General features: G+C 62.0%; 15 protein-coding genes (1 of these 15 cut by a window edge). 6 read left to right on the top strand and 9 right to left on the bottom strand.

What is annotated here, in order from left to right; genetic code table 11:
* Window positions 1-47: 47 nt before the first annotated feature.
* The 3 genes from EL199_RS00775 to EL199_RS00765 all read right to left on the bottom strand — a co-directional run bounded on the left by EL199_RS00775 (window position 48) and on the right by EL199_RS00765 (window position 3921).
* Entirely contained in the window at window positions 48-878 is an 831-nt protein-coding gene (locus EL199_RS00775) for a factor H binding protein domain-containing protein (protein ID WP_004141276.1), read from the bottom strand.
* Between the two features lie 168 nt (window positions 879-1046).
* The gene (locus EL199_RS00770) at window positions 1047-2504 is read right to left on the bottom strand and encodes a subtype B tannase (RefSeq protein ID WP_004141279.1); all 1458 of its coding nucleotides are present in this window, start codon (window positions 2502-2504) and stop codon (window positions 1047-1049) included.
* Window positions 2505-2523: 19 nt separating this feature from the next.
* The gene (locus tag EL199_RS00765) at window positions 2524-3921 is read right to left on the bottom strand and encodes a GNAT family N-acetyltransferase (protein WP_126315942.1); all 1398 of its coding nucleotides are present in this window, start codon (window positions 3919-3921) and stop codon (window positions 2524-2526) included.
* A 14-nt stretch (window positions 3922-3935) separates the two neighbouring features.
* Here EL199_RS00765 and EL199_RS00760 point away from each other — a divergent pair, with 14 nt between their 5' ends.
* The 5 genes from EL199_RS00760 to EL199_RS00740 all read left to right on the top strand — a co-directional run bounded on the left by EL199_RS00760 (window position 3936) and on the right by EL199_RS00740 (window position 11659).
* Entirely contained in the window at window positions 3936-7799 is a 3864-nt protein-coding gene (locus EL199_RS00760) for a UvrD-helicase domain-containing protein (RefSeq protein ID WP_004141281.1), read from the top strand.
* A gap of 14 nt (window positions 7800-7813) precedes the next feature.
* Window positions 7814-9634: an AAA family ATPase gene (locus tag EL199_RS13115; protein ID WP_004141282.1), complete on the top strand. Its 1821-nt coding sequence runs from the start codon at window positions 7814-7816 to the stop codon at window positions 9632-9634.
* Between the two features lie 94 nt (window positions 9635-9728).
* Window positions 9729-10574 carry a transferrin-binding protein-like solute binding protein gene (locus tag EL199_RS00750; protein WP_004141283.1) on the top strand — a complete coding sequence of 282 codons (846 nt, stop codon included), beginning with the start codon at window positions 9729-9731 and terminating at the stop codon, window positions 10572-10574.
* On the top strand, window positions 10498-10671 hold the full coding sequence (locus EL199_RS13585) for a hypothetical protein (RefSeq protein ID WP_126315941.1): 174 nt from the start codon (window positions 10498-10500) through the stop codon (window positions 10669-10671). The genes EL199_RS00750 and EL199_RS13585 overlap by 77 nt, the downstream gene beginning before the upstream one ends.
* Window positions 10672-10909: 238 nt before the next feature.
* Window positions 10910-11659 carry a carbonic anhydrase gene (locus EL199_RS00740; RefSeq protein ID WP_004141284.1) on the top strand — a complete coding sequence of 250 codons (750 nt, stop codon included), beginning with the start codon at window positions 10910-10912 and terminating at the stop codon, window positions 11657-11659.
* A gap of 64 nt (window positions 11660-11723) precedes the next feature.
* On the opposite strand, the gene EL199_RS00735 is transcribed toward EL199_RS00740, so the two are convergent.
* The 5 genes from EL199_RS00735 to sucC form a co-directional block, all read right to left on the bottom strand.
* Complete coding sequence (locus EL199_RS00735; protein WP_004141285.1) at window positions 11724-12125, bottom strand: VOC family protein; 402 nt, start codon at window positions 12123-12125, stop codon at window positions 11724-11726.
* A 12-nt stretch (window positions 12126-12137) separates the two neighbouring features.
* A complete protein-coding gene (locus EL199_RS00730; RefSeq protein ID WP_004141288.1) occupies window positions 12138-12980 on the bottom strand; it encodes an AraC family transcriptional regulator in 843 nt (280 codons plus the stop codon).
* Window positions 12981-13367: 387 nt separating this feature from the next.
* Window positions 13368-17003, bottom strand: a complete 3636-nt coding sequence (locus tag EL199_RS00725; RefSeq protein WP_050768080.1) for a DEAD/DEAH box helicase — start codon at window positions 17001-17003, stop codon at window positions 13368-13370.
* Window positions 17004-17158: 155 nt separating this feature from the next.
* Window positions 17159-18031, bottom strand: a complete 873-nt coding sequence (gene sucD / locus EL199_RS00720; protein WP_004141291.1) for a succinate--CoA ligase subunit alpha — start codon at window positions 18029-18031, stop codon at window positions 17159-17161.
* A gap of 148 nt (window positions 18032-18179) precedes the next feature.
* Window positions 18180-19340, bottom strand: coding sequence for an ADP-forming succinate--CoA ligase subunit beta (gene sucC, locus EL199_RS00715; RefSeq protein ID WP_004141292.1), 1161 nt, complete (start codon window positions 19338-19340; stop codon window positions 18180-18182).
* Window positions 19341-19445: 105 nt separating this feature from the next.
* Between sucC and EL199_RS00710 the strand changes: the two genes are divergently transcribed.
* Entirely contained in the window at window positions 19446-19847 is a 402-nt protein-coding gene (locus EL199_RS00710; RefSeq protein WP_004141293.1) for an acyl-CoA thioesterase, read from the top strand.
* On the opposite strand, the gene rluD is transcribed toward EL199_RS00710, so the two are convergent.
* Window positions 19832-20130 carry the 3' end of a 23S rRNA pseudouridine(1911/1915/1917) synthase RluD gene (gene rluD, locus EL199_RS00705; protein WP_040355191.1) on the bottom strand. 664 nt of this gene lie beyond the right edge of the window, so 299 of the gene's 963 nt are visible here — the last part of the coding sequence; its start codon lies beyond the right edge, outside the window; the stop codon is at window positions 19832-19834. The two genes, EL199_RS00710 and rluD, sit on opposite strands and share 16 nt — an antisense overlap.

The following is a 20130-nucleotide window of genomic DNA, read 5'->3' as shown; positions in this document are numbered from 1 at the left end:
ACCTCTCGGTTTGGGTTAAAGAAAAGCCGCCCATGGGGCGGCGGGTTTTATGGAGTGATTTCTCCACGGGTACCGTGCATGAGGAGCAAGCCACCTTGGTTTTTTCTGTCCGTATATTCAACGTTGCCGATAATTTCTTCCGCGTTGGGCCCAGCGAGGGCGAAAGTGTATTCACTGTCGCCGCCGGGTAAACGATCGCCTTCAATATGGGCATCGCCATCCAAGGCATATATTGTTAATCCATCACCCGTCTCGCGTTTGATTTCTGCTTCCTTAAGGATGATTTTTTCTACGCCTTGCGAGGCGGCGACTTCGCCGGAACCGCGGCGTGTGCCAAAGTTGATGGTGTATTGGAAGTTCGTGTCGTTAGCAGGATTCTTGTCAAAAGCCCGGCCGGCATAAGTCGCCTTGCCTGCGCTGGGTAATTGCGTCGTCGGGCGGATGAAAATTTGATTGAACTCGTTGTTGTCATCGTTTGGTAGTTGTGTGCGGATTCCTGAGGTGGTGAATACGCCAGCATGGAAGCCGTTATAGGAACGCACCGTAACATTTTCCGCCACTTGCTGGCCGTTGCTGCGGGTAATGGTGAGTTGCGCCGGAAATTCGGAAAATCCTGCCGGAAGTTTCGCAGAGTCTATGGTATGTCCTTTGTTGACTTCAGAAGTGGCAAAGGTTTGTCCGTTACGTTGCCAGCTAAATTCACGGAAGGCTTCATAGCCTTTATCCCAGTCCGTCTCCGGTAAAAAGTATTTCCCCGTCGGCACTTTGCCGTTATCGCTTTGCGGTTTGTCTGCCGGGGCGTTGTCATCGCCGCCACCGCCGCCGCAGGCGGTGAGCAGGGTCAGGGTGGCGATGGTGGTCAGGATGTGGTGCTTCATGCGTGTACCTCTTTCGGTTTATTTAAGCGCTGTCGCCAGGAATGGCGACAGCGGCAGTTTAGGTGATTTTGCTGTGATATTAAACGTTTTGGGTGATTTCTCTCCTGCTAAAGCACGCTTTCTTGAAGGCGCACGGCGCATGGAGCGCGACAAATAGAGGCGGAAGGTTTATTTGCCTTTGACTACACCATCCATCCAGGCGAACAGTTCGTCGAGGTCGTAATCGCCGCTATGCGGTACGCCCCACGGCATCGCCATATCGACGTTTTTGCCGCTGTTTTGCAGTTTGGCGGCGAGGATGGCGGCGATGGCGTGCGAGGTGTCGCGGTCTTTGGTGCCGACGCGGATGCGCCAGTGTTGCGGCACGGTTTTTTCGCTGATGTAGTAGAGCGGGTTCATTGTTTTCACCGCCGCCCTGCCGACGCTGCCCGCGCCTTTGACCGCGCTGTTTGCTGCGCTGTAGGCGGTGAAGTGGCGCGTGTCCTGGTGTTCGTCGCCAAAGAGCTGGTTTTCGCCGCTGGAGAGGTCAAGCGCGTCGAAGGCGGGCGGGGTTTTTTGCCGCCCCATCGCTTTGGCGTAGGCGGCGAAGTCCACGTTTTTGACGCGCTTGCCGTCGATGGTGAGCCACGGGTTTTCGGCTTGCAGCACGGCGGGGTCAGCGCCTTTTTGTAGTTCGGCGTTGGCGGCGGCTGCGACGAATGCGGCGACGTAATCGCGGAAGCTGCCGCTGCCGTCGGCGTTGAGCGCGAGCGGCTCGCCCTGCGCGTTTTTGAGACCGAGGCTGTTCACATACGCGGGGAACTGTGCTTTGAGTTCGTCCGAGACGCGCTGCTCGGCGGCGTCCAGCGTGCCTTTCACCAGTTTGCGCTCTACTTTGTAGTCGAGCATGGTGATGTCCATTTTTTCGTAGTCATTGACGCCGTTGAATTCCCATTCGTAGGCGGCGTCGGCATGCTCCAGAATGCTGATGGGGCAGTAGGCGGAGACGGCGTAGATGTCGTCGCGTGCGTCCGCCGCGCCCATGATTTCAACAAACAGTTTGCGGTCATCGCCGTCGGTAATACTCGCGCCGAGCAGAATGGAAAGTGCGCCGCCAGCGCTGGTGCCGTTGCTGATGATTTTTTCGGCGTCGCCCGGCATGACGGCGTCGTTGTGGCGCAGGTAGCGCACCGCCGCCTTGAGGTCGTAGATGGCAGCGGGCGCTTTGCCGGTCGGGCTGGTGCGGCCGCGCGCGCCGGGCGAGGCGACGATGTAGCCTTTGGCGAGCGCGGTTTGCATCGCATCCGCGCCTGGTTGTCCGCCGTGGCGCCGTTCGCCGGGCACGCCCGGTTTGGCGGGCATGTAGCCGCCGATTTGGTTCGGCAGGAAGATGGGCGCGGTCGCGGCGCTGTAGCCGTTGATGCTGCCGCCGTTGAAGTAGGCTTCCGGGATGTAGATGTTGATTTGCTGGTATTCGGGCTCAACGGGCTTGCTGACGTAGGGGATGCCTTCGTAGGCGCGGTAGGCGATGGTAGCGCCGTTTACTTCGGCGGTTTTCGCCGTGTATTTGTCGGCGGCGAAGTCGAGGCTGTGCGCCTGGGCGAGGTTGGCAAGGCTCATGGCGGCAAGGATGGCGGTTTTTTTCATGGATGGCTCCGGGGTGGGTTTAGGGAGGCACGATAGCAGATAAACGCAAACTCGTTGGCCGCGCCTTGCCGCTCGCGCTGCGGTGGATTTCGCGGAAGCCGAGCGCCTGCCAGAAGGCGGCGAGGTCGTCGCTGTGGCCGTAGCTGACGCCGAGCGGCACGGCGAGGTCGGCGCGGGCGCGGGCAATCAGCGCGGCGGCGATGCCCTGGCGGCGGTGCGCGGGGTGAACGGCGATGCGGCTGATGCGCGCCAGCGGGCGGTTGTACGCCGGGTTTTGCGTGCGGACGAGCAGTTGTTGCAGCAGTAGGCGGCCTTGCGGGCGGCGTTCGCCCCGGATGACGGCGGCTGCCAAGTCAGCGGGTAACGGGTTTTCGTGACGGATGTGCAAAACGCCGGCGACGTCCGCGCCGCTGGCGGCGATGTAGAGGCTTTGTCCGGGCAGGTCAAGCAGGTGTTTGAGGTCGTCCGGGCTGGTGCGGTAGTGCGCCTGGTGCAGCAGGCCGTAGATGGCGCGCAGCAGCGGTTCGTCGTGCGCGCGTTCGTCGCGGCTGACGCGGCGGAGGGTCGCGGGCGCGGGCGGTGTCGTGTCGTCGGGGTGGAGGAGGAAGGCGTTTTCCAGAAGTTGTTCGAGCGGGTCGTGGTGCGCGTGGCGCAGCGCCTGTTGGTGGCGGTAGACGCGGGCGGCGTCGCGGGCGATGAGCGCGGGCAGGACGTGCAGGCTGAAGCTGCGGCCGTGGCCTTCGTAGCCGTCTTCGGTGGCGGCGACGGTGTAGGCGGGATAATGCGCGGTGAGGGCGAGCAGTTGGGCGGGCGGAATGCTGGCGGCTTCGTCGATGACGAGGTGCTCGGCGGGCGGCAGGCGGTTCAGCGCGTCGTCCGGCGGCAGGAATAGGCAGTTGGCGGCATCCGGCAGGAGGGCGCGCAGGCGTTCGAGGTTGCTGCGGTAGGGGGTGACGACGAGGACGCGCGTGCCGCCCAGCCAGCGGATTTTGGCGGCCAGCCGCGTGGTTTTGCCACGGCCGCGACGGCCAAGGATGATTTGCGGCTGGTGGCGGTGTTCGATGCTATCCGGCGGCGGCGCGGTCTGCGGCGCGGCGGTCGCGGCAATGAGGCGGCGCAGGCGGGCGTTGAAGTGGTCGCGACAGGCGGTAACGGCCTCGCCGTAATCCAGCAGGCGCAGATGGTCGGGGTCGCCGTCGGGGTAGTGCGCGGGCAGGTAAAGCGGCAGGTCGTGGCCGTCGCCGAGGGTGGCGGCGAGCGCTGCAAAGGCGTTCGGGTAGAGGCCGCCGCTCGCGTCCCAGGCGAGGGTGCTGCGGGTTTGTCCGAGGTAACGGCGGTAGTCGCGCGGATGCAAATCACGCCCGAAGACGTCGCGCGCGGGCAGGGCGTCGGGCGGCACAAGGAGAAGACGTCGCATGGTAGTATTTTGGCATGAACACCACGACCGAACCCACCCCCGCTCTGGAAATCCCGCTCGAAGGCCGCGCCCTCATCGAAGCCTCCGCCGGTACCGGCAAAACCTGGACGCTCACCGGCATCATCCTGCGCCTGCTCATCGAAGGCGGCTACCCGCCGCGCGAAATCATCGCCACCACCTTCACCCGCAAGGCGGCGGCGGAAATGCAGCAGCGCGTGCACAAGCGCCTGCACGCTCTGCGCGAAAACCTGAAAGCCATCGCCGCGCGCTATCTTGCCGAAGAAACGGTGCTGAATGATGACGACGGCCTCGCGACCCGCCTGGACGACATCATCGGCGGCAGCGGCGGCGACCTCATCAACCGCCACCTCATCCTGAACGCGGTCGCAAAGCATGGGCTGGACGGCCTCATCGCCATTTTCAGCCGCGTCGAAAGCCTGCAAGCGCGGCTGGACGAGCTGTTCATCGGCACCATCGACAGCCTCTGCCAGCGCTGGCTGGCGGAATTTGCGCTGGAAACGGGCAACGACGAACGCCTGCAAATCAACGAAAACAGCCCGGCGCTGGAAGAAACCATCCACGACACCCTGCGCCGCCTCCTGCACGAAAACCACCAGCACGACCCGGAAACCTTCGCGCAAATGCTGGCGGACGGCGCGTATCACGACAGCGACGCCTACCTCGCCGCCGCGCGCGAGGCGACCAGCCACCGCCATGCCGCAATCGACAGCGGCGACGTCTCTGCCGACTACAGCCGCGACCGCCATCAAGCGCTCACGCGGCAGTTGCGCGAACTTGATGCGGCGGTGATTGCCGACTGGCAGGCCATGATTGACGCCCCGGAATTTGCCGCCGCCGTTGCCAAAAACGCCGCCTGGTACAAACAGCGCGATGCGCTGCCGCAACTGCTGCAACAACTGCATCAAGAACTGCCATTTAACGACCGCACCGAAGCCCTCGCCAGCGGCTTTGGTAAACCCCGCATCAGCAGCAAACAAACCGCGCTTACCGCAGCCTTCACCGCCCACCCCTTCACCCTCCTCATCCGCGACCTCCTCGCCGCGCGCGACGCCCGACAAAACCACCTCGACCACCACAAACGCCAAACCATCGCCAGCCTCCTCGAAACCGTGCGCCAAACCTACCCGCAGGCGCTGGAAGCGCGCGGCGAAACCACCTTCAGCGAAAAAACCGCACGCATCAACGAAGCCCTTGCCCACCCGCAACACGGCACCAACCTCGCGCACTACCTCACCCGCCGTTACCCCGTCATGCTCGTGGACGAATCCCAGGATCTGAACGACGAACAGGCCGCCCTGCTCGAGCGCACCTACCTGCGGGAAGACGGCGAGCGCAAACACGGCTTCCTTCTCCTCGTCGGCGACCCGAAACAGGCGATATACGGCTTCCGCGGCGGCGACGTCGCCAACTACAACCGCCTCAAAACCCGCTTCCGACCCGACGAACAACACCGCCTCGACACCAACCGCCGCAGCAGCCCCAACCTCATCGCCGCGCTGAACGAACACTACCTGCAAGACGACAATGCCCGCCTCGGCACGGACATCACCTACCACGAAGCCCAAGCGGCCAACCCCGCACAAACCATCCTCGCCGCCGACGGCAGCCCCATCGCGCGCCCGATGCAATGGACGCACAGCGGCACCAACCAGGACAGCGAAACCGACACCATCGCCGCCCTCGTCGCCCGCCTCACGGATGGCACCGGCATCGCGCCGCGCGACATCCAAATCCTCATGCGCAGCAACAGCAGCCTCGAAACCCTGCAAAACAAACTGCACGCACAACACATCGACAGCGAGCGCAGCCACGACCGCAGCGTCTTCACCGGCGCCGTCGCCCGCACCTTCGCCGACCTCCTCGCCGCCCTCGAACAACCCGAACACCGCGACCGCCAGAACCGCCTGCTAAGCGGCCTCTACTACGGCTACAGCCAACAAGACCTCGACCGTCTCGCCGCCATCGAACAAGGCGAAATCCCCGCGCGCGCGGACGAACTCACCCTGGCCGAACTGCGCGAAGCGCTCACCCAGGCGCACGATGCCTGGCAAAGCTGGGGACTGCTTGCCGCCCTCAACCCGCTACTCACCCACGAAAAACACAACATCTGGCAAACCCTCGCCTCCTGCCCCGCGCCGGACAACCTGCGCCACCTCCTCGACCTGCGCCACATCCAGACCATCCTCGCCGAACACGCGCCCAAACAGCGCCCGGCACAATTTGGCGCCTGGTGGCGCGCCCAGCTCGCCGCCCCGCCGGATGCCGACTGGGCTAAAGCCCCGCCACTGCCGGGACAAAACGCCGTCCACCTGCTCACCATCCACAAAGCCAAAGGCCTCGAAGCGCCCGTCGTCATCCTCGCCACCGGCAGCAACCACAAAGGCGGCGGCGCCAACCCCGTGCCGACCTGGCGTTACCGCGACGGCGACACCATCCGCATCAGCCTCGCCAAACCCGCAAACACCCCCATTGACCAACAAGAAAACGAAGAACAGCGCCGCCTGCTCTACGTCGGCCTCACCCGCGCCAAAAACCTGCTCCTCGTTGCCCACCGCGAATGCAAACCGGACAAAGCCAACCCGACCCCGACCGAAAAACTCTACCTGACCTACGCGCAAAACCCCGGACGTTGCCCGCACGCGGGCGAAACCAGCGCCGAAGCCCTTGCCGCCCTCCCATACCGCGCGCACCCATCCCACGAACCACCCGCCAATCCCCCGCCCCCGCAAAGCGGGGGCGGGGAGGGCGGGAACGGAGGTAGTGCATGCGATTTCACTGCCTATGCGCACGAAAAGCCCCTCTCCCTTTGGGAGAGGGGGTGGGGTGAGGGCGGTGAAAAAGCTGCTTCCGCAGGGCGGATTAGCGCGCAGCGCGTAACCCAACAACCGGATGACCATCAAACCGCCGCTACCGAACCACCCACCAATCCCCCGCCCCAGCAAAGCGGGGGAGGGCAGGGGAGGGGGTGTGAAAACCCGCGCAGCACCGCCCCGGTCTGGCGCACCCGCTTCCAGGGCTGGCAACGCAGCAGCTTCAGCGCCCTCCTGCGCGACGCCATCGAACCCACCTCGCCCGACCTTGCTGACTACGCCGTCGCCACACCCCAAAACGCGCCCGACGCCCCGCCGGATGCCGACATCCGCTACACCTACCCACGCGGCACCGCGCCCGGCAGCGCCCTGCACGCCGTGCTGGAGCGCATCCGCCCGGACAACCGTCGCGACTGGCGCCGCTACCTCGAACACGACAACCGCCAATGGCAACTCGGTCTCGAACCCGCTCAACTGGACGCCTGCGAAAACTGGCTGGAAGCCATCCAGTACTGCGAACTGCCGCAAAGCCGTATCAGCCTCGGCACGAGCAAACAAGGCGCGCACCGCAGCGAATACGGCTTCACCCTCGGCAGCGACGCCCGTGTCGCCCTCGACATCCCCGCCATCAACGCCCACTTTGCCGCGCACGGCCACCCGCTCCACCTCAGCGACAAACACCGCCATATCCGCTACCTCCGTGGCGAAATCGACCACCTCTACCAGCACGACGGCCGCTACTACATCCTCGACTACAAAACTAACCACCTCGGCAACAGCCCCGCCGACTACACGCCGGAAAACATCCGCGCAGCGATGGGCGACCACCACTACTGGCTGCAAGCCGCGCTCTACCAAGTAGCGCTGCACCGCCTGCTGCAAACCCGCCTTGCGGACTACGACCCCGCGCGCCACCTCGGCGGCATCGAATACCTCTACCTGCGCGGTATCGACCCCGCCCATCCGGCAAACGGCAAATACGGCTGGAACTACCCGCCGGAATTCATCGCCGGACTTGACCGCATCCTCGGCCACGAAGCCGCCTGAACCCGAAAAACACCATGCACCACCTCGCCCACTACCTCGCCCGGCAAAGCGGCTGCCCCGAACATGGCTCCATCCTTGCCGACCTCCTGACCGCCCTGCAAAACGCACACGACAACGGCGACACCCTCATCCAGCTTAATGACGCGCAGCGCGCCGCCGCCGACACCCTCGCCGCCACCCCGCTCCTCGCCGACGACGACCGCGCCGCACCGCTCACCCGCCGTGGCGACCGCCTCTGGATCAGCCGTAACTACCAACAAGAAGCGCGTCTTGCCGCGATGCTCCGCGAGCGCCTGCACGCGGCCGACACCCCCGCCGAACCCATCCCCGCAGACGGCCTGCGCGCAGAACAACAAAACGCCATTCGCCTCGCGCGCAGCCGTCGCCTCGCCCTCATCAACGGCGGCCCCGGCACCGGCAAAACCTACACCATCGCCCGCCTCATCCATGCCGAACAACAGGCCGACCCCAAAATCCGCATCGCACTCGCCGCACCCACCGGCAAAGCGGCAAAACGCATGGAAGAAAGCCTCGCCGCAGCGGGCGTCCAAGACCTGCCAGCGCAGACCCTGCACCGCCTGCTCGGCATCGGCACGGACGGCCAGGCGCGCTACCACATGAGCCGCCATCTGCCGCACGACCTCATCATCATCGACGAAGCCTCCATGCTCTCGCTCGAACTGGCGCATGCGCTCATCGCCGCGACCGCCACCGATACCCGCCTCATCCTCCTCGGCGACGCCGACCAACTGGCGGCAGTCGAACCCGGCGCCATCCTGCACGACCTGAGCCACCATCCGGCACTGCAAAACCACCGCATCACCCTGCGCGAAAGCCAGCGCTTTCGCGCCGACAGTGGCATCGGCCAACTCGCCGCCATCCTAAACGGCGATGACGGACAGCACGGCGAACGCCTGCTGGAGGCGCTCGCGCCGTACAAAAAGGAACAGCTCCCGCTATTCTGTAGAGAAAGTGATGGACTTCGCTTACAAACCGCCGGTGCAAAAACAAGCGCCGACTCGCACCCCTTCCCCTGCGTAGCGGGGGAGGGCAGGGGAGGGGGTGTGAAAACATCGCGTAGCGACAACACCGTTACAGCAACATCCTTTGACGCAGGTCAGCCACCCGTGACCGACAAAAACGCCGGACACAAAAACCTGCGCTCCCAAAACTCCGACGAAAAAACCATCCACTGGTACCCCACGCCAGACGCCAACCTCTACCGCGCCCTCATCGCGCCTTACCAGCCCTACCTCGAAAAACTGCAAGACGCAGCTGCCAACCCGCAGGAACTCCTCAACACCTACGACCAATACCGCATCCTCTGTGCCGGGCATCACGGCGCGCTCGGCACCCGCCGCATCAACGCCGCGCTGCGCCAACTGCACCAGCGCGCGCAAGGCGCGGATCCGAGCCTTGCCTACTACCACGGCCTGCCGCTGATGATTCTGGAAAACGACCACCGCCAACAACTCTACAACGGCGACACCGGCATCTGCTTCGAAGACGACAACGGCCTGCAACTGCACCTGCCCGGCCACGAACCCGTGCCGCTCGCCCGTTTGAATCCCGCAACGCTCACCGACGCCTACGCCCTGAGCATCCACAAATCGCAGGGCTCCGAATACCCGCACGTCGCCCTCGCGCTGGACGAACACGCCGAGCGCCTCCTAAGCCGCGAACTGCTCTACACCGGCATCACCCGCAGCAAAGGCCGCCTCGACATCTACGCCAGCGCCGATGCGCTCAAAAATGCCGCCGCCACCCCGACCCGCCGCCACACCGGCCTCGCCTGGCATCTCGACCACCCGCACAAAACGCAAACAAACCATTGACGACAGCTTGATGACAAAACGACAATAGTCGCCGTCCCGTTTCCTGCGAAACCGGAACAAACACCCCGCCCATTCATAAATCAAGGAACGAACGATGAAACAACACCTGACGCTCTCGCTTCTCACCACTGCCTTGCTCACCGCCTGCGGCGGCGTGTACAACGAGCATCCGGCAGTCGATCCGCCCGGCCCCAAGGCGGACAATCCGGCGCCGCCCGCAGAAATCCCGAGCAGCGATTTCCAGATTGAGCGACATATCGCCCTTTATACCGGCATGCACCACCGTCATTATGACGACGGACTACACAAAACGCTGGAAACCGATGCGACGAAAACCTCGGATTACAGCAATACCGCCATTAGTCCGAAAGATAACAAACACCCGAAACTGCGCCTGCCAACTTATTATGCCAACACCAAAGACGGCAATATCCTGATTTATGGCTCGCTGGATGGCAAAGGCAGTATCAACAAGCGGGATAACCTGGCTTACAAATCATTCCAGATGAGCGACAACACCTACCGCTACACGCAATTCGGCATGCTGAATGTAGATAACGGCTATACCCATTTCTGGCGCGGGCAGCAGGTTACGAAAATGCCGCAGCAAGGACTGTTCTATTATCAGGGCGACAGCATTGTCGGCTTCCTGAATGACAAAGGCATCGTTGAACATATCGAGCGCGGGACGGCCAATGCCGCTGTAGATTTTGGCCTCAAACGCCTGAATTTCACTTTGAACAGCCCCGGCTACCAAGGCAAAAGCAGCGGCATCATTTCCTATAACGGGCAGGAAAAAGAAGCGAATTTCTATTCTAGCCGCAATTCACAAGAAGGGATTAAAGGAAAATTCGCTGGTGAGAATGCCGAAGAAATGGTCGGGCGCTATGTCGATAGTGCGAAAAAGATTGATGCAGTATTTGGCGCGAAGCGGCAATAACGTTTCCAGCATCCGGTCTGTCAGCCCCTGCAAAGCGGGGGCTTTTTATTGCCATCTCCGAAAGCCCCATACGGGGTTTCATTGCCAGGGATTATAGAGTGCGCCTTGGCGCACCATTAATTAAGAAACAAATGCTTACTATGGCGTTGTTTTCGGCAGCGCGTCTTGTCTGAAACTTTATGTGGATGGCGATATAAGCGCTGGGCGAGCGCGGATGGGCGCCCGCCACGGGGGGCAGGGACGGGGCGTGAGGCCGCGTTTTTACTGGTTGATAAAAAATTTAGAACAGGCATAATTCTGCGTCGATCATTCAACCCAACGCAACCGGAGGCTTTATGCAACTGCGTTTATCTGTACTGGCCGCAATCTGCGCCGCATCCATCCCCGTCGTGACTTTTGCCGAACCGCCGCCACCCGCCTGGTCTTATACCGGCAAAGACAGCCCGGAACATTGGGGCGATATTAGTCCGGTTTATGCCACTTGCCGCCTCGGCAAGAACCAATCACCGGTGGATTTGTCCACGGTGGAAGCAACTGCCGACAATAGCGCGAAATTCCATTATGAGCCGCTGCTTTATACCGTCGAACATAACGGTCACACAATTCAGGCGACCCCTGCGGAAAGTGTGCAGGCACTGCATTTGGGCGACAAGGTTTTTGCGCTGAAGCAGTTCCATTTTCATACGCCGAGCGAGCATACGTTTTTAAGCAAATATTTTCCGATGGAAGCGCATTTCGTTCACCAATCGGAAGCGGGCGAACTTGCCGTATTAGCGGTGATGTTTGAGGAGGGCAAGGAGAATCCCGCATTGGCACCGCTTTTGGCAAAGAAATTGCAAGCGGGAGAGAAGGAAAAACTGGCAGAAAAGTTGGATGTGATGCCGCTCTTTCCAGAAGGACAGAGCCATTTCCGTTTGAATGGCTCTTTGACGACACCGCCTTGTACGGAAGGCGTGAATTGGGTCGTTTTTAAAACTGCGGTTAATGCAAGCAAGGCGCAGCTGGATGCAATGCGGGATATGATCGGACATGCCAATAACCGTCCGGTGCAACCGCTCAATGCGCGTCTGGTTATTGAAGAATGATTCTTCTCCGGTGAAAAAAAGCTGCACTTTAGGGTGCAGCTTTTTTTGTGCGTAGCGGGATGTTTTATGCGTCGGCAAGCCATGCCATTGCTTCGATTTTGTGGCCGTCCAGATCGCGGACAAAGCAGCCGTAATATTCTTTGCCGTAATGCGGGCGCGGACCGGGCGCGCCGTCGTCTTTGGCACCGGCGGCGAGGGCGGCGGCGTAAAAGGCATCGATTTCGGCGCGGCTTTGCGCGAAGAAGGCGATGTGCGTGCCGTTGGCAGTCTCCGCGCGGCCGTCGTGCGGGGCTTGTATCCAAAATTCAGGATAGGCGCGGCCATAGGCGACGGCTTGATGTTCGCTTAAGTCCAGGACGCGGCCGATGTTGAGCGCTGCCAAGACCTGGTCGTAAAAGGCGACGGCTTGCGCGAACTGGTTGGTGCCGAGCGAGACGTGCGAGAGGATGCTGGGGTTTTCGTTCATGGGTTTCTCCGGTTAGATGAGGGGAAGGTAGATGTTGGTGCGCAGCTCTTGCGGCGGCACTTGCTGCCAGTCGTTCAGGTATTCTTCGAGGCAGGGCGCGTCGGCCAGTTGGTAAGGCGAGTTCAGCAGCCAGTCGCGGTAGAGCCAGTCGTAGGCGCGGTGCAGTTCGGCGTAAGCGCCGCGGTGCTCTAGCACGGCGTAGCGGCCGGCGGCGAGGGTCAGGGTTTGCAGGGGCGGCGTGGCGTCTGCCCCGCCAAGGGCGACGGCAGCGGCGGCGCGCAGTTGTGCGGTCGGGCAACCGGCGGGGTCGTCGTAGTAGATGCCGAAGTATCGCGCCTGCGGCGCGGGCAGGTGGCCGCGCAAGGTCAGCAGGGTTTCGAGCTGGCTGAAGCTTGCGCCGATGCTCATGTAGTCGCCGTGATGCGGCAAGGCGACGACGGGCAGGGCGGCGATGTCGCGGATTTTCACGGGGTAGGTGGCCGTTGTGTGCTCCGGCGGCAGCGCAGGGTAGGGCACGCCGCCGCGGGCGCGGTAGTCCTGCGGGCTCATGCCGTAGGCGTCGCGGAAGATGCGGGCGAAGGATTGGGCATTGCCGCCGTAACCGCAGGCGCGGGCGATGTCCGGCAGCGGTTTGTGGCTATCCAGCAGAAGGCGCGCGGCGTGGTGCAGGCGGATGCGTTTCAGCGTCTCGTAGATGGTTTCGCCCAAAACCGCGCGGTAGAGGCGGTGCCAATGGTAGGGCGAGAGGCAGGCGATGTCGGCAAGACGGGCGAGGTCTATGTCGTGCGGGTAGTGCTGGTGCAGGTGTTGCAGCACTTTGGCAAAGCGGGCTTCGTTGTATTCGAGGTGGCGCATGGGTTCTCCTTTGCGCGCATTATGCGGGCAGCAACCGGACGGATCTTGCGGTTTCGCGCGGGTAATGGAAACGGCGCTTCTTCGCTACGGGTTGCGCTTTAGGGCGTGTTTGCATTTCAACGGCCAAGCCCTCTCTCGCTACGCGAGCTGTTCCAGTCCCTCTGGGACAAGCATTGCTTGCGCAGCAAGAGAGGGGTTGGGGTGAGGGCTGCGAATGTAAAAATGCAGACATCTGTTCATAAATAACCGCTCATCCCCTCCCCCCGGACCCCATGCAAAATGCGGACGCATTTTGCATGGGTACCCGTCCGCTGCGGGCTTCGCCCTGCGGGGGAGGGGGGCTTATCCGCTGAAATGCAAACAGCGCCTGGTGTATAGCGATAACCCTCAGGCAAAGAGGTTTTTGACTTCTTCGAGGTCGAAGGTTTTTTTGTCGCTGTCCACGCTGATGATGCTTTCGGCGATGCGGCGTTTTTTGTCTTGTAGCGCCAGGATTTTTTCTTCGATGCTGTTTTTGCAGATGATGCGATACGCCATGACGTGTTTTTCCTGGCCGATGCGGTGGCTGCGGTCGATTGCCTGGTTTTCTACCGCCGGGTTCCACCACGGGTCGACGATGAAGACGTAGTCAGCTTCGGTCAGGTTCAAGCCGGTGCCGCCCGCTTTGGTGCTGATGAGGAAGACGCGCACGGCGTCGTTGGTCTGGAAGTTTTCGACTTTGGCTTTGCGGTCGCGCGTCTGTCCGTCAAGGTATTCGTAGGGGATGTTTTCGGCGTCAAGGCGCGCTTGGATGAGGCCGAGCATTTTGACGAAGCTGGAGAAGACGAGGATTTTGTGCGCGCCGGTTTTTTCTTTGATGTTTTCCAGCAGTAGGTCGAGTTTGGCGGAGTCGTCGCCGTAGTCTTCGCGGTCGGCAAGGAGCGCCGGGCTGTTGCAGATTTGTCGCAGTTTGAGCAGGCCGTCCAGGATGTGCAGTTGGCTTTTTTCGATGCCGTCGGCGGCGATTTGGTGCAGCAGTTGTTCGCGGTAGCGTTTTTTGGTCGCGTCATAGAGTTTGCGCTGCGCCGTGCCCATGTCGCAGTAGAGGATGCTTTCGGTTTTGGGCGGCAGTTCGGTCGCGACTTGTTCTTTGCTGCGCCGCAGGATGAAGGGGTGGATGAGTTTGGCAAGGAGCGCGGCGCTGGTTTCGTCTTTGTGTTTGTCGATGGCGTCGGCGAAGGTGCTTTTGAAGTGGCTGTTGTTACCGAGCAGTCCTGGGTTCAGGAAGTTCATTTGTGCGTAGAGGTCGAAGGTGTTGTTTTCGATCGGTGTGCCGGTCAGGCAGAGGCGGTTTTCTGCTTTGAGCAGGCGCACGGCTTTGTAGCGCTGTGATTGGGGGTTTTTGATGGCCTGGCTTTCGTCGAGGATGATGTAGTTGAAGGGCTGGTGTTGCAGGGTTTCGATGTCGCGCACCAGGGTGCCGTAGGTGGTGAGGATGATGTCGTGTTGGCCGAGGTGGGCGGCGTCACGGTTGCGCTCGGTGCCGGTCAGCGCGTACACGCCAAGTTCGGGCGTGAATTTTTCGGCTTCCATTTGCCAGTTGTAGATGAGTGAGGTCGGCGCGACGATGAGGCTGGGGCGCGTGGCTTCGCCCTGGTCTTTGAGGTGCTGGAGGAAGGCGAGGGTTTGTAGGGTTTTGCCGAGGCCCATGTCGTCTGCCAGGCAGCCGCCGAGGCGGTTTTCATGGAGGAAGGCGAGCCAGTCGAGGCCGTGTTGTTGGTAGGGGCGCAGGGTGGCGCGCAGGGCGGGCGAGGGGGTAACCGGCGGTTGTTCGTGCAGGTTTTGCAGGCGGTGGTAGCGCGCCTGGAGTTCGAGCAGGTAGGCGGGACGCTCTTCGAGGTTTTGCAGGAGGTCGTCGATGATGCCGAGTTGGTAGGGGCTGAAGCGGATGCGGTCTTTTTTGATTTCACCGGTTTTCAGCCAGGGCGCGATTTTGTCCAGCCATGCTTGCGGCAGGAGGCCGATGCTGCCGTCGCCCAGGGTGATGTAGTTTTGTTTTTTGAGGATGGCTTTTTGTAGGTCTTTGAGGCTGACTTGTTGGTCGCCAAAGTGGATGGCAAGCTCCAGGTCAAACCAGTCGATGCCGCTTTCGCTGCGGGTGCTGAGGGTCGGGCGGTTGAGGTTGTAGGGGTAGTGCTTGAGGTTTTTCAGGCCGAGCAGTTCGATGTCGGCTTTGCGCAGGGTGTCGGCGGCGTCCAATAGCCAGTGGTTTTCGAGGAGTTGGTATGCGGTGAGTTGGTAGGGCGCGCCCGCCGCGAAGTCGGGGTGCAGGCCGCGCAGGGTGTCGAGCAGGCGGGTTTCGAGGGCTTCGTCGCGCGGGTGTTGCAGGTAGTGGCCTTCGGCGGTGGTTTGTAGGCGCGGTTCGCGGCTGGTGGGGTCGATGAGGCGCTCTGGGTATTGCACCGCCGGGCGGAAGGTGATGTTGCCGTTTTGTTCGTCGAGGTAGATTTGGGCGCGCGGCGCGGCGGCGTCGGAGGCGGGCGGCGCGGGGCGGATGAGTCGGTTGTTGGTGAGCTGGTGTCTTTGGCTGAGCGGCGCGAGGGCGTTTTGGTAGAAGTCGGCAGCGTCGTCGGCGGCGATTTTGGTCTGCGGGTGTTTGCGGAACCAGGTGATGTCGTTCGCGGTTTGCGGGTCGGCGATGGGGTAGAGGGTGTTTTGGTGGTAGATGAAGAGCGGGTTGATGCGCAGTTGTTTGTTGGTGAAGGTGTAGTTTTTGTCGCCGAGGCGCAGGCGGGCGTCGATTTGGTAGAGTTTGCCGTCGCGGCTGATGTCGAGGTCGAGGCTGACGCGGTCGCTGGTGTTGAGGGTGATGGGGGTGAGGTGGGCGCGGGTGTAGTTGTCGTCGAGGTTGTGCGCGTAAACGGGGCAGGGGAGGGTGCGGCAGAGGTCGGCAAATTCGCGCACGGCGGCGGTCAGGGCTTCCGGGCGGGCGTGGTTGCGGTAGTTTTGGGCGATGCGGCCGGTGCTGTAGTAGAGGGCCAGCGCTTCGCTGCTGTAGTGGCCTTTGAGGATGCGCTCTTCGAGGTCGTAGGCGTCCAGCGGCTTGATGCGGGTGGTGATTTCGCTGCGGGTTTTGTCGTATTTGCCTTCGATGACGGAGAATCCGGCGAGTTGTCCTGTGCGGAATTCGATGCACAGGGCATAGCCGTAGTCGCTGGCGGCAGGCGGGGTTTCGGGCAGGCGGATGCGGGTAAAGAGGTCGCGCGGGGCGAGTGCCGGATCGCGCGGGGTGATTTTTAGGCCCTGGTCGGTGATGTCGGCGGCAAAGAGGCGCTGCGCCTCGCGGTCGTCGGGGTCAAAGCCGTATTCTTTGATGAGGGGGGCGAGGTGGCGCTGCGGGTAGTCGTCGGCAAAGTAGTCGCGGCCGAAGGCGCTGACGAGGTAGTCCAGCGCCATTTGCATGTGGCGGCAGTAGGTGGTTTTGCGCTTGCAGTTGCAGCGCAGGCTGAGGGTGTTTTTGGCGCGGTCGTAGGTGAGGTGTTGTTCGTAGTGTTCGCCCCAGTCCTGGGTACGCAGGGTGAGGGTTTTGCGTGTGCGTTGTTGGATTGTGACGTTGTTGTCGTGGCGGTAGGCGCCGCTGATGCCGTGGCGTTCGAAGTCTTCGATGATAACGGCGGGGTTGATGGTTTGGTCGGGCGTGAGGGTGTAGGTCAGCGCTTCGCGGACTGGCGGGGGGGGCGCAGCCGGGCGGGAGACTGGTGGTGGATTTTGTGCGCGGATGTGGTCGGCAAGGTCGCGCAGGGCGGCGACGCTGTGTTTGCACAGGCCGCCGTAGTTGTACGGGCAGGTGCAGTGCGCGCTGAGTTTTTTCGCGTAGCGCAGGGTGATGCGGTAATGCGCGCCGCTGGAGCCGAGGCAGGTGTATTCGGCGCTGTCGTCTTCGAGGAAATCTTGTTCAACGCGGCATTCTTTGGCGCGCTGGATGGAGGCGCGGCTGGCGTGTTTTTGGATGTATTTGTCGATGGCGTCTGGTGTGGGGAGCATGCGGTTTGGTATTGGTGCGGTAAAGGGGGTGATTTTAAAGGATTTGCGGCGGTTATGGGGGACGACAGGGCGCGATTTGCTTCGCCTGACGCAATCTATGAGCGTGAATGTATGTAAAAAAGCCCGCCGGAGCGGGCTTTTGCTGCGGGCGTGGTTTAGGCGCCCATCAGTTGTTTCAGGGTAGCGCCGATGTCTGCCGGGGAGCGGACGGTGGCAACGCCTGCCGCCTCCAGCGCGCGGAATTTGTCCGCCGCCGTGCCTTTGCCGCCGGCGATAATCGCGCCGGCATGCCCCATGCGTTTGCCCGGCGGGGCGGTAACGCCCGCGATGTAGGCAACGACGGGTTTGTTCACGTGCGCCTTGATGTATTCGGCCGCTTCTTCTTCGGCGGAGCCGCCGATTTCGCCGACCATGACGATGCCTTTGGTTTGCGGGTCGGCCTGGAAGGCGGCGAGGACGTCCACGAAGCTGGTGCCGTTAATCGGGTCGCCACCAATACCAACGCAGGTGGACTGGCCGAGGCCGATGCCGGTGGTTTGGTGCACGGCTTCGTAGGTCAGCGTGCCGGAGCGGGAGACGATGCCGACCACGCCGGGCTGGTGAATGTGGCCGGGCATGATGCCCATTTTGCATTCGCCGGGGGTGATGACGCCGGGGCAGTTCGGCCCGATGAGGCGGACGTTCGTGCCGCTCAAGGCGGTTTTGACTTTGAGCATGTCCAGCACCGGGATGCCTTCGGTGATGCAGGCGATGACTTCGATGCCGGCATCGACCGCTTCGAGGATGGAGTCGGCGGCAAAGGCGGGCGGCACGAAGATCATCGAGGCGTTGGCGCCGGTCGCGGCGACGGCTTCGTGACAGTTGTTGAAGACCGGGCGGTCAAGGTGGCTTTGTCCGCCTTTGCCGGGGGTAACGCCGCCGACGAGTTGGGTGCCGTAAGCAATCGCCTGTTCGCTGTGGAAGGTGCCTTGTGAGCCGGTGAAGCCCTGGCAGATGACTTTGGTATTTTTGTTGATGTAGATGCTCATGGGGGGGTCCTTGGGTTCTGTTCTTTTTCAGCATGGGGCGGTGTTTCCGGGGATGTCGCCACGCGGCTTTTTACACCCCCTCCCCATCCCTCCCCCGCTATGCAGGGGAGGGGGACGTTATGCGTCTGTATGCTGTGTTGAACGGATGTTATTGGGCGGCGGCAACGGCTTTTTTGGCGGCGTCGGTGAGGTCGTCGGCGGAGGTGATGCCGAGGCCGCTTTCGTCCAGCATTTTGCGGCCGAGTTCGACGTTGGTGCCTTGCAGGCGGGCGATGACCGGCACTTTGAGATCAATTTCTTTGGCAGCGTTGATGATGCCTTCGGCGATGAGGTCGCATCTGACGATGCCGCCAAAGATGTTCACCAGGATGGATTTGACTTCCGGCGAGGTGAGGATGAGCTTGAAGGCTTCTTTGACGCGCTCGGCGGTTGCGCCGCCGCCAACATCAAGGAAGTTCGCCGGTTCGCCGCCGTGCAGTTTGACGATGTCCATCGTGGCCATCGCAAGGCCGGCGCCATTGACCATGCAGCCGATGTTGCCATCAAGCGCGACGTAGTTCAGTTCGAGCTCTTGCGCCTGGTTTTCGCGCGCATCTTCTTGCGTCGGGTCGCGCATTTCGGCGAGGTCTTTGTGGCGGTAGAGGGCGTTGTCATCTACGCCGATTTTGGCATCCAGCGCCAGCAGTTTGCCGTCGCCGGTGACGATGAGCGGGTTGATTTCGACCATCGACAGGTCTTTGTCGGTAAAGAGGTTATAGAGGCCTTGCAGCAGGGTGGCGAGCTGGCCGACCTGTTTTTTGTCCAGCCCCATGGCAAAGCCGAGGCGGCGGCCGACGTAGGGGAAATAGCCCGCAGACGGATCGACGCCGACGCTGTGGATTTTTTCCGGGCTTTTTTCCGCGACTTCTTCGATGTCCATGCCGCCTTCGGCGCTGGCGATGAAGGAAACGCGGCGGCTGGCGCGATCAACCACGGCGGAGACGTAGAGTTCGTCAGCGATATCCAGTCCTTCTTCGATGAGTACCATGTTGATGGGCAGGCCAACTTCGCCCGTTTGCTTGGTTTTCAGGGTGTTGCCAATCATCTGGCTGGCGTGGGCGCGCACTTCGTCCAGGCTTTTCGCGACTTTGACGCCACCTGCCTTGCCGCGGCCACCCGCGTGGACTTGCGCTTTGACGACCCAGACGCTGCCGCCCAGTTCTTGCGCGGCGGCGACGGCTTCGTCGGCGTTTTTCGCCAGGATGCTGCGCGGGGTATCCACACCGTATGCGCGGAAGAGCGCTTTCGCCTGATACTCATGTAGGTTCATAGGGTTGTGTCCTCTTGGATGTTTTGAAGGTTTGCGGCGACAATGGTAGCAAAATTTGCTAAGCAGCGGCTATTATTGCTGGGGTTTTTTGTGGAGGACTTGTGAATGACGCCGTTTTCTCATGTGTTTTCTTGTGCGGTGCGCTGGGGCGATATGGATGCCTACGGGCATGTCAATCACGCGCAGTTTTTGCGCTACCTGGAATCGGCGCGGATTGCGCTGTTTGAGGATTTGTGCGGCGCGATGGTGGCGCTGCCGACGCTGGTGGTGGCCGAGGTGCGCTGCCGTTATCTGGCGGAATTGCGCTACCCGGCGACTGTCACGGTGCATTCGGCGCTGCAAAAGGTGCGCGGCGGCAGCCTGGAAGTGGTCGGCGAGATACGCGAGGGAGAGCGGTTATGCGCGAAAGCGCAGGTGCAGTTGGTCTGTTTTGACCCGGTGCGGCGCAGACCGACGCGCCTGCCGCCGGATTTTCTCGCGGCGATTCAGGATTATGTGGCGGATTGAAGCGGGCGCAGCGCGGCAAGCAAGGTTTGCATGTCTGCCGGTAACGGGCTGGCGAAGGTGATTTCGTCGTCGTCGGCAGGATGGCTCAGGGTGAGCGCGGTCGCGTGTAGCGCCTGCCGCGGGAAAGCGAGCAGCGTCTGCCGCACTTCGGGCGGAAGGCCTTTGCCAGACGGAGTGGCGAGGCCATACAGCGGGTCGCCGACCAGCGGGTAGTGTTGCGCCGCCATATGAACGCGGATTTGGTGTGTGCGACCCGTTTCGAGCGAGACGCGCAGCAGGGTGG

Origin of the sequence: Cardiobacterium hominis, from assembly GCF_900637305.1 — a bacterium.
GTDB classification, from domain to species: domain Bacteria; phylum Pseudomonadota; class Gammaproteobacteria; order Cardiobacteriales; family Cardiobacteriaceae; genus Cardiobacterium; species Cardiobacterium hominis.
The sequence above is the reverse complement of the archived record's forward strand: the minus strand, read 5'-3'. Positions and strand labels throughout refer to the sequence as shown.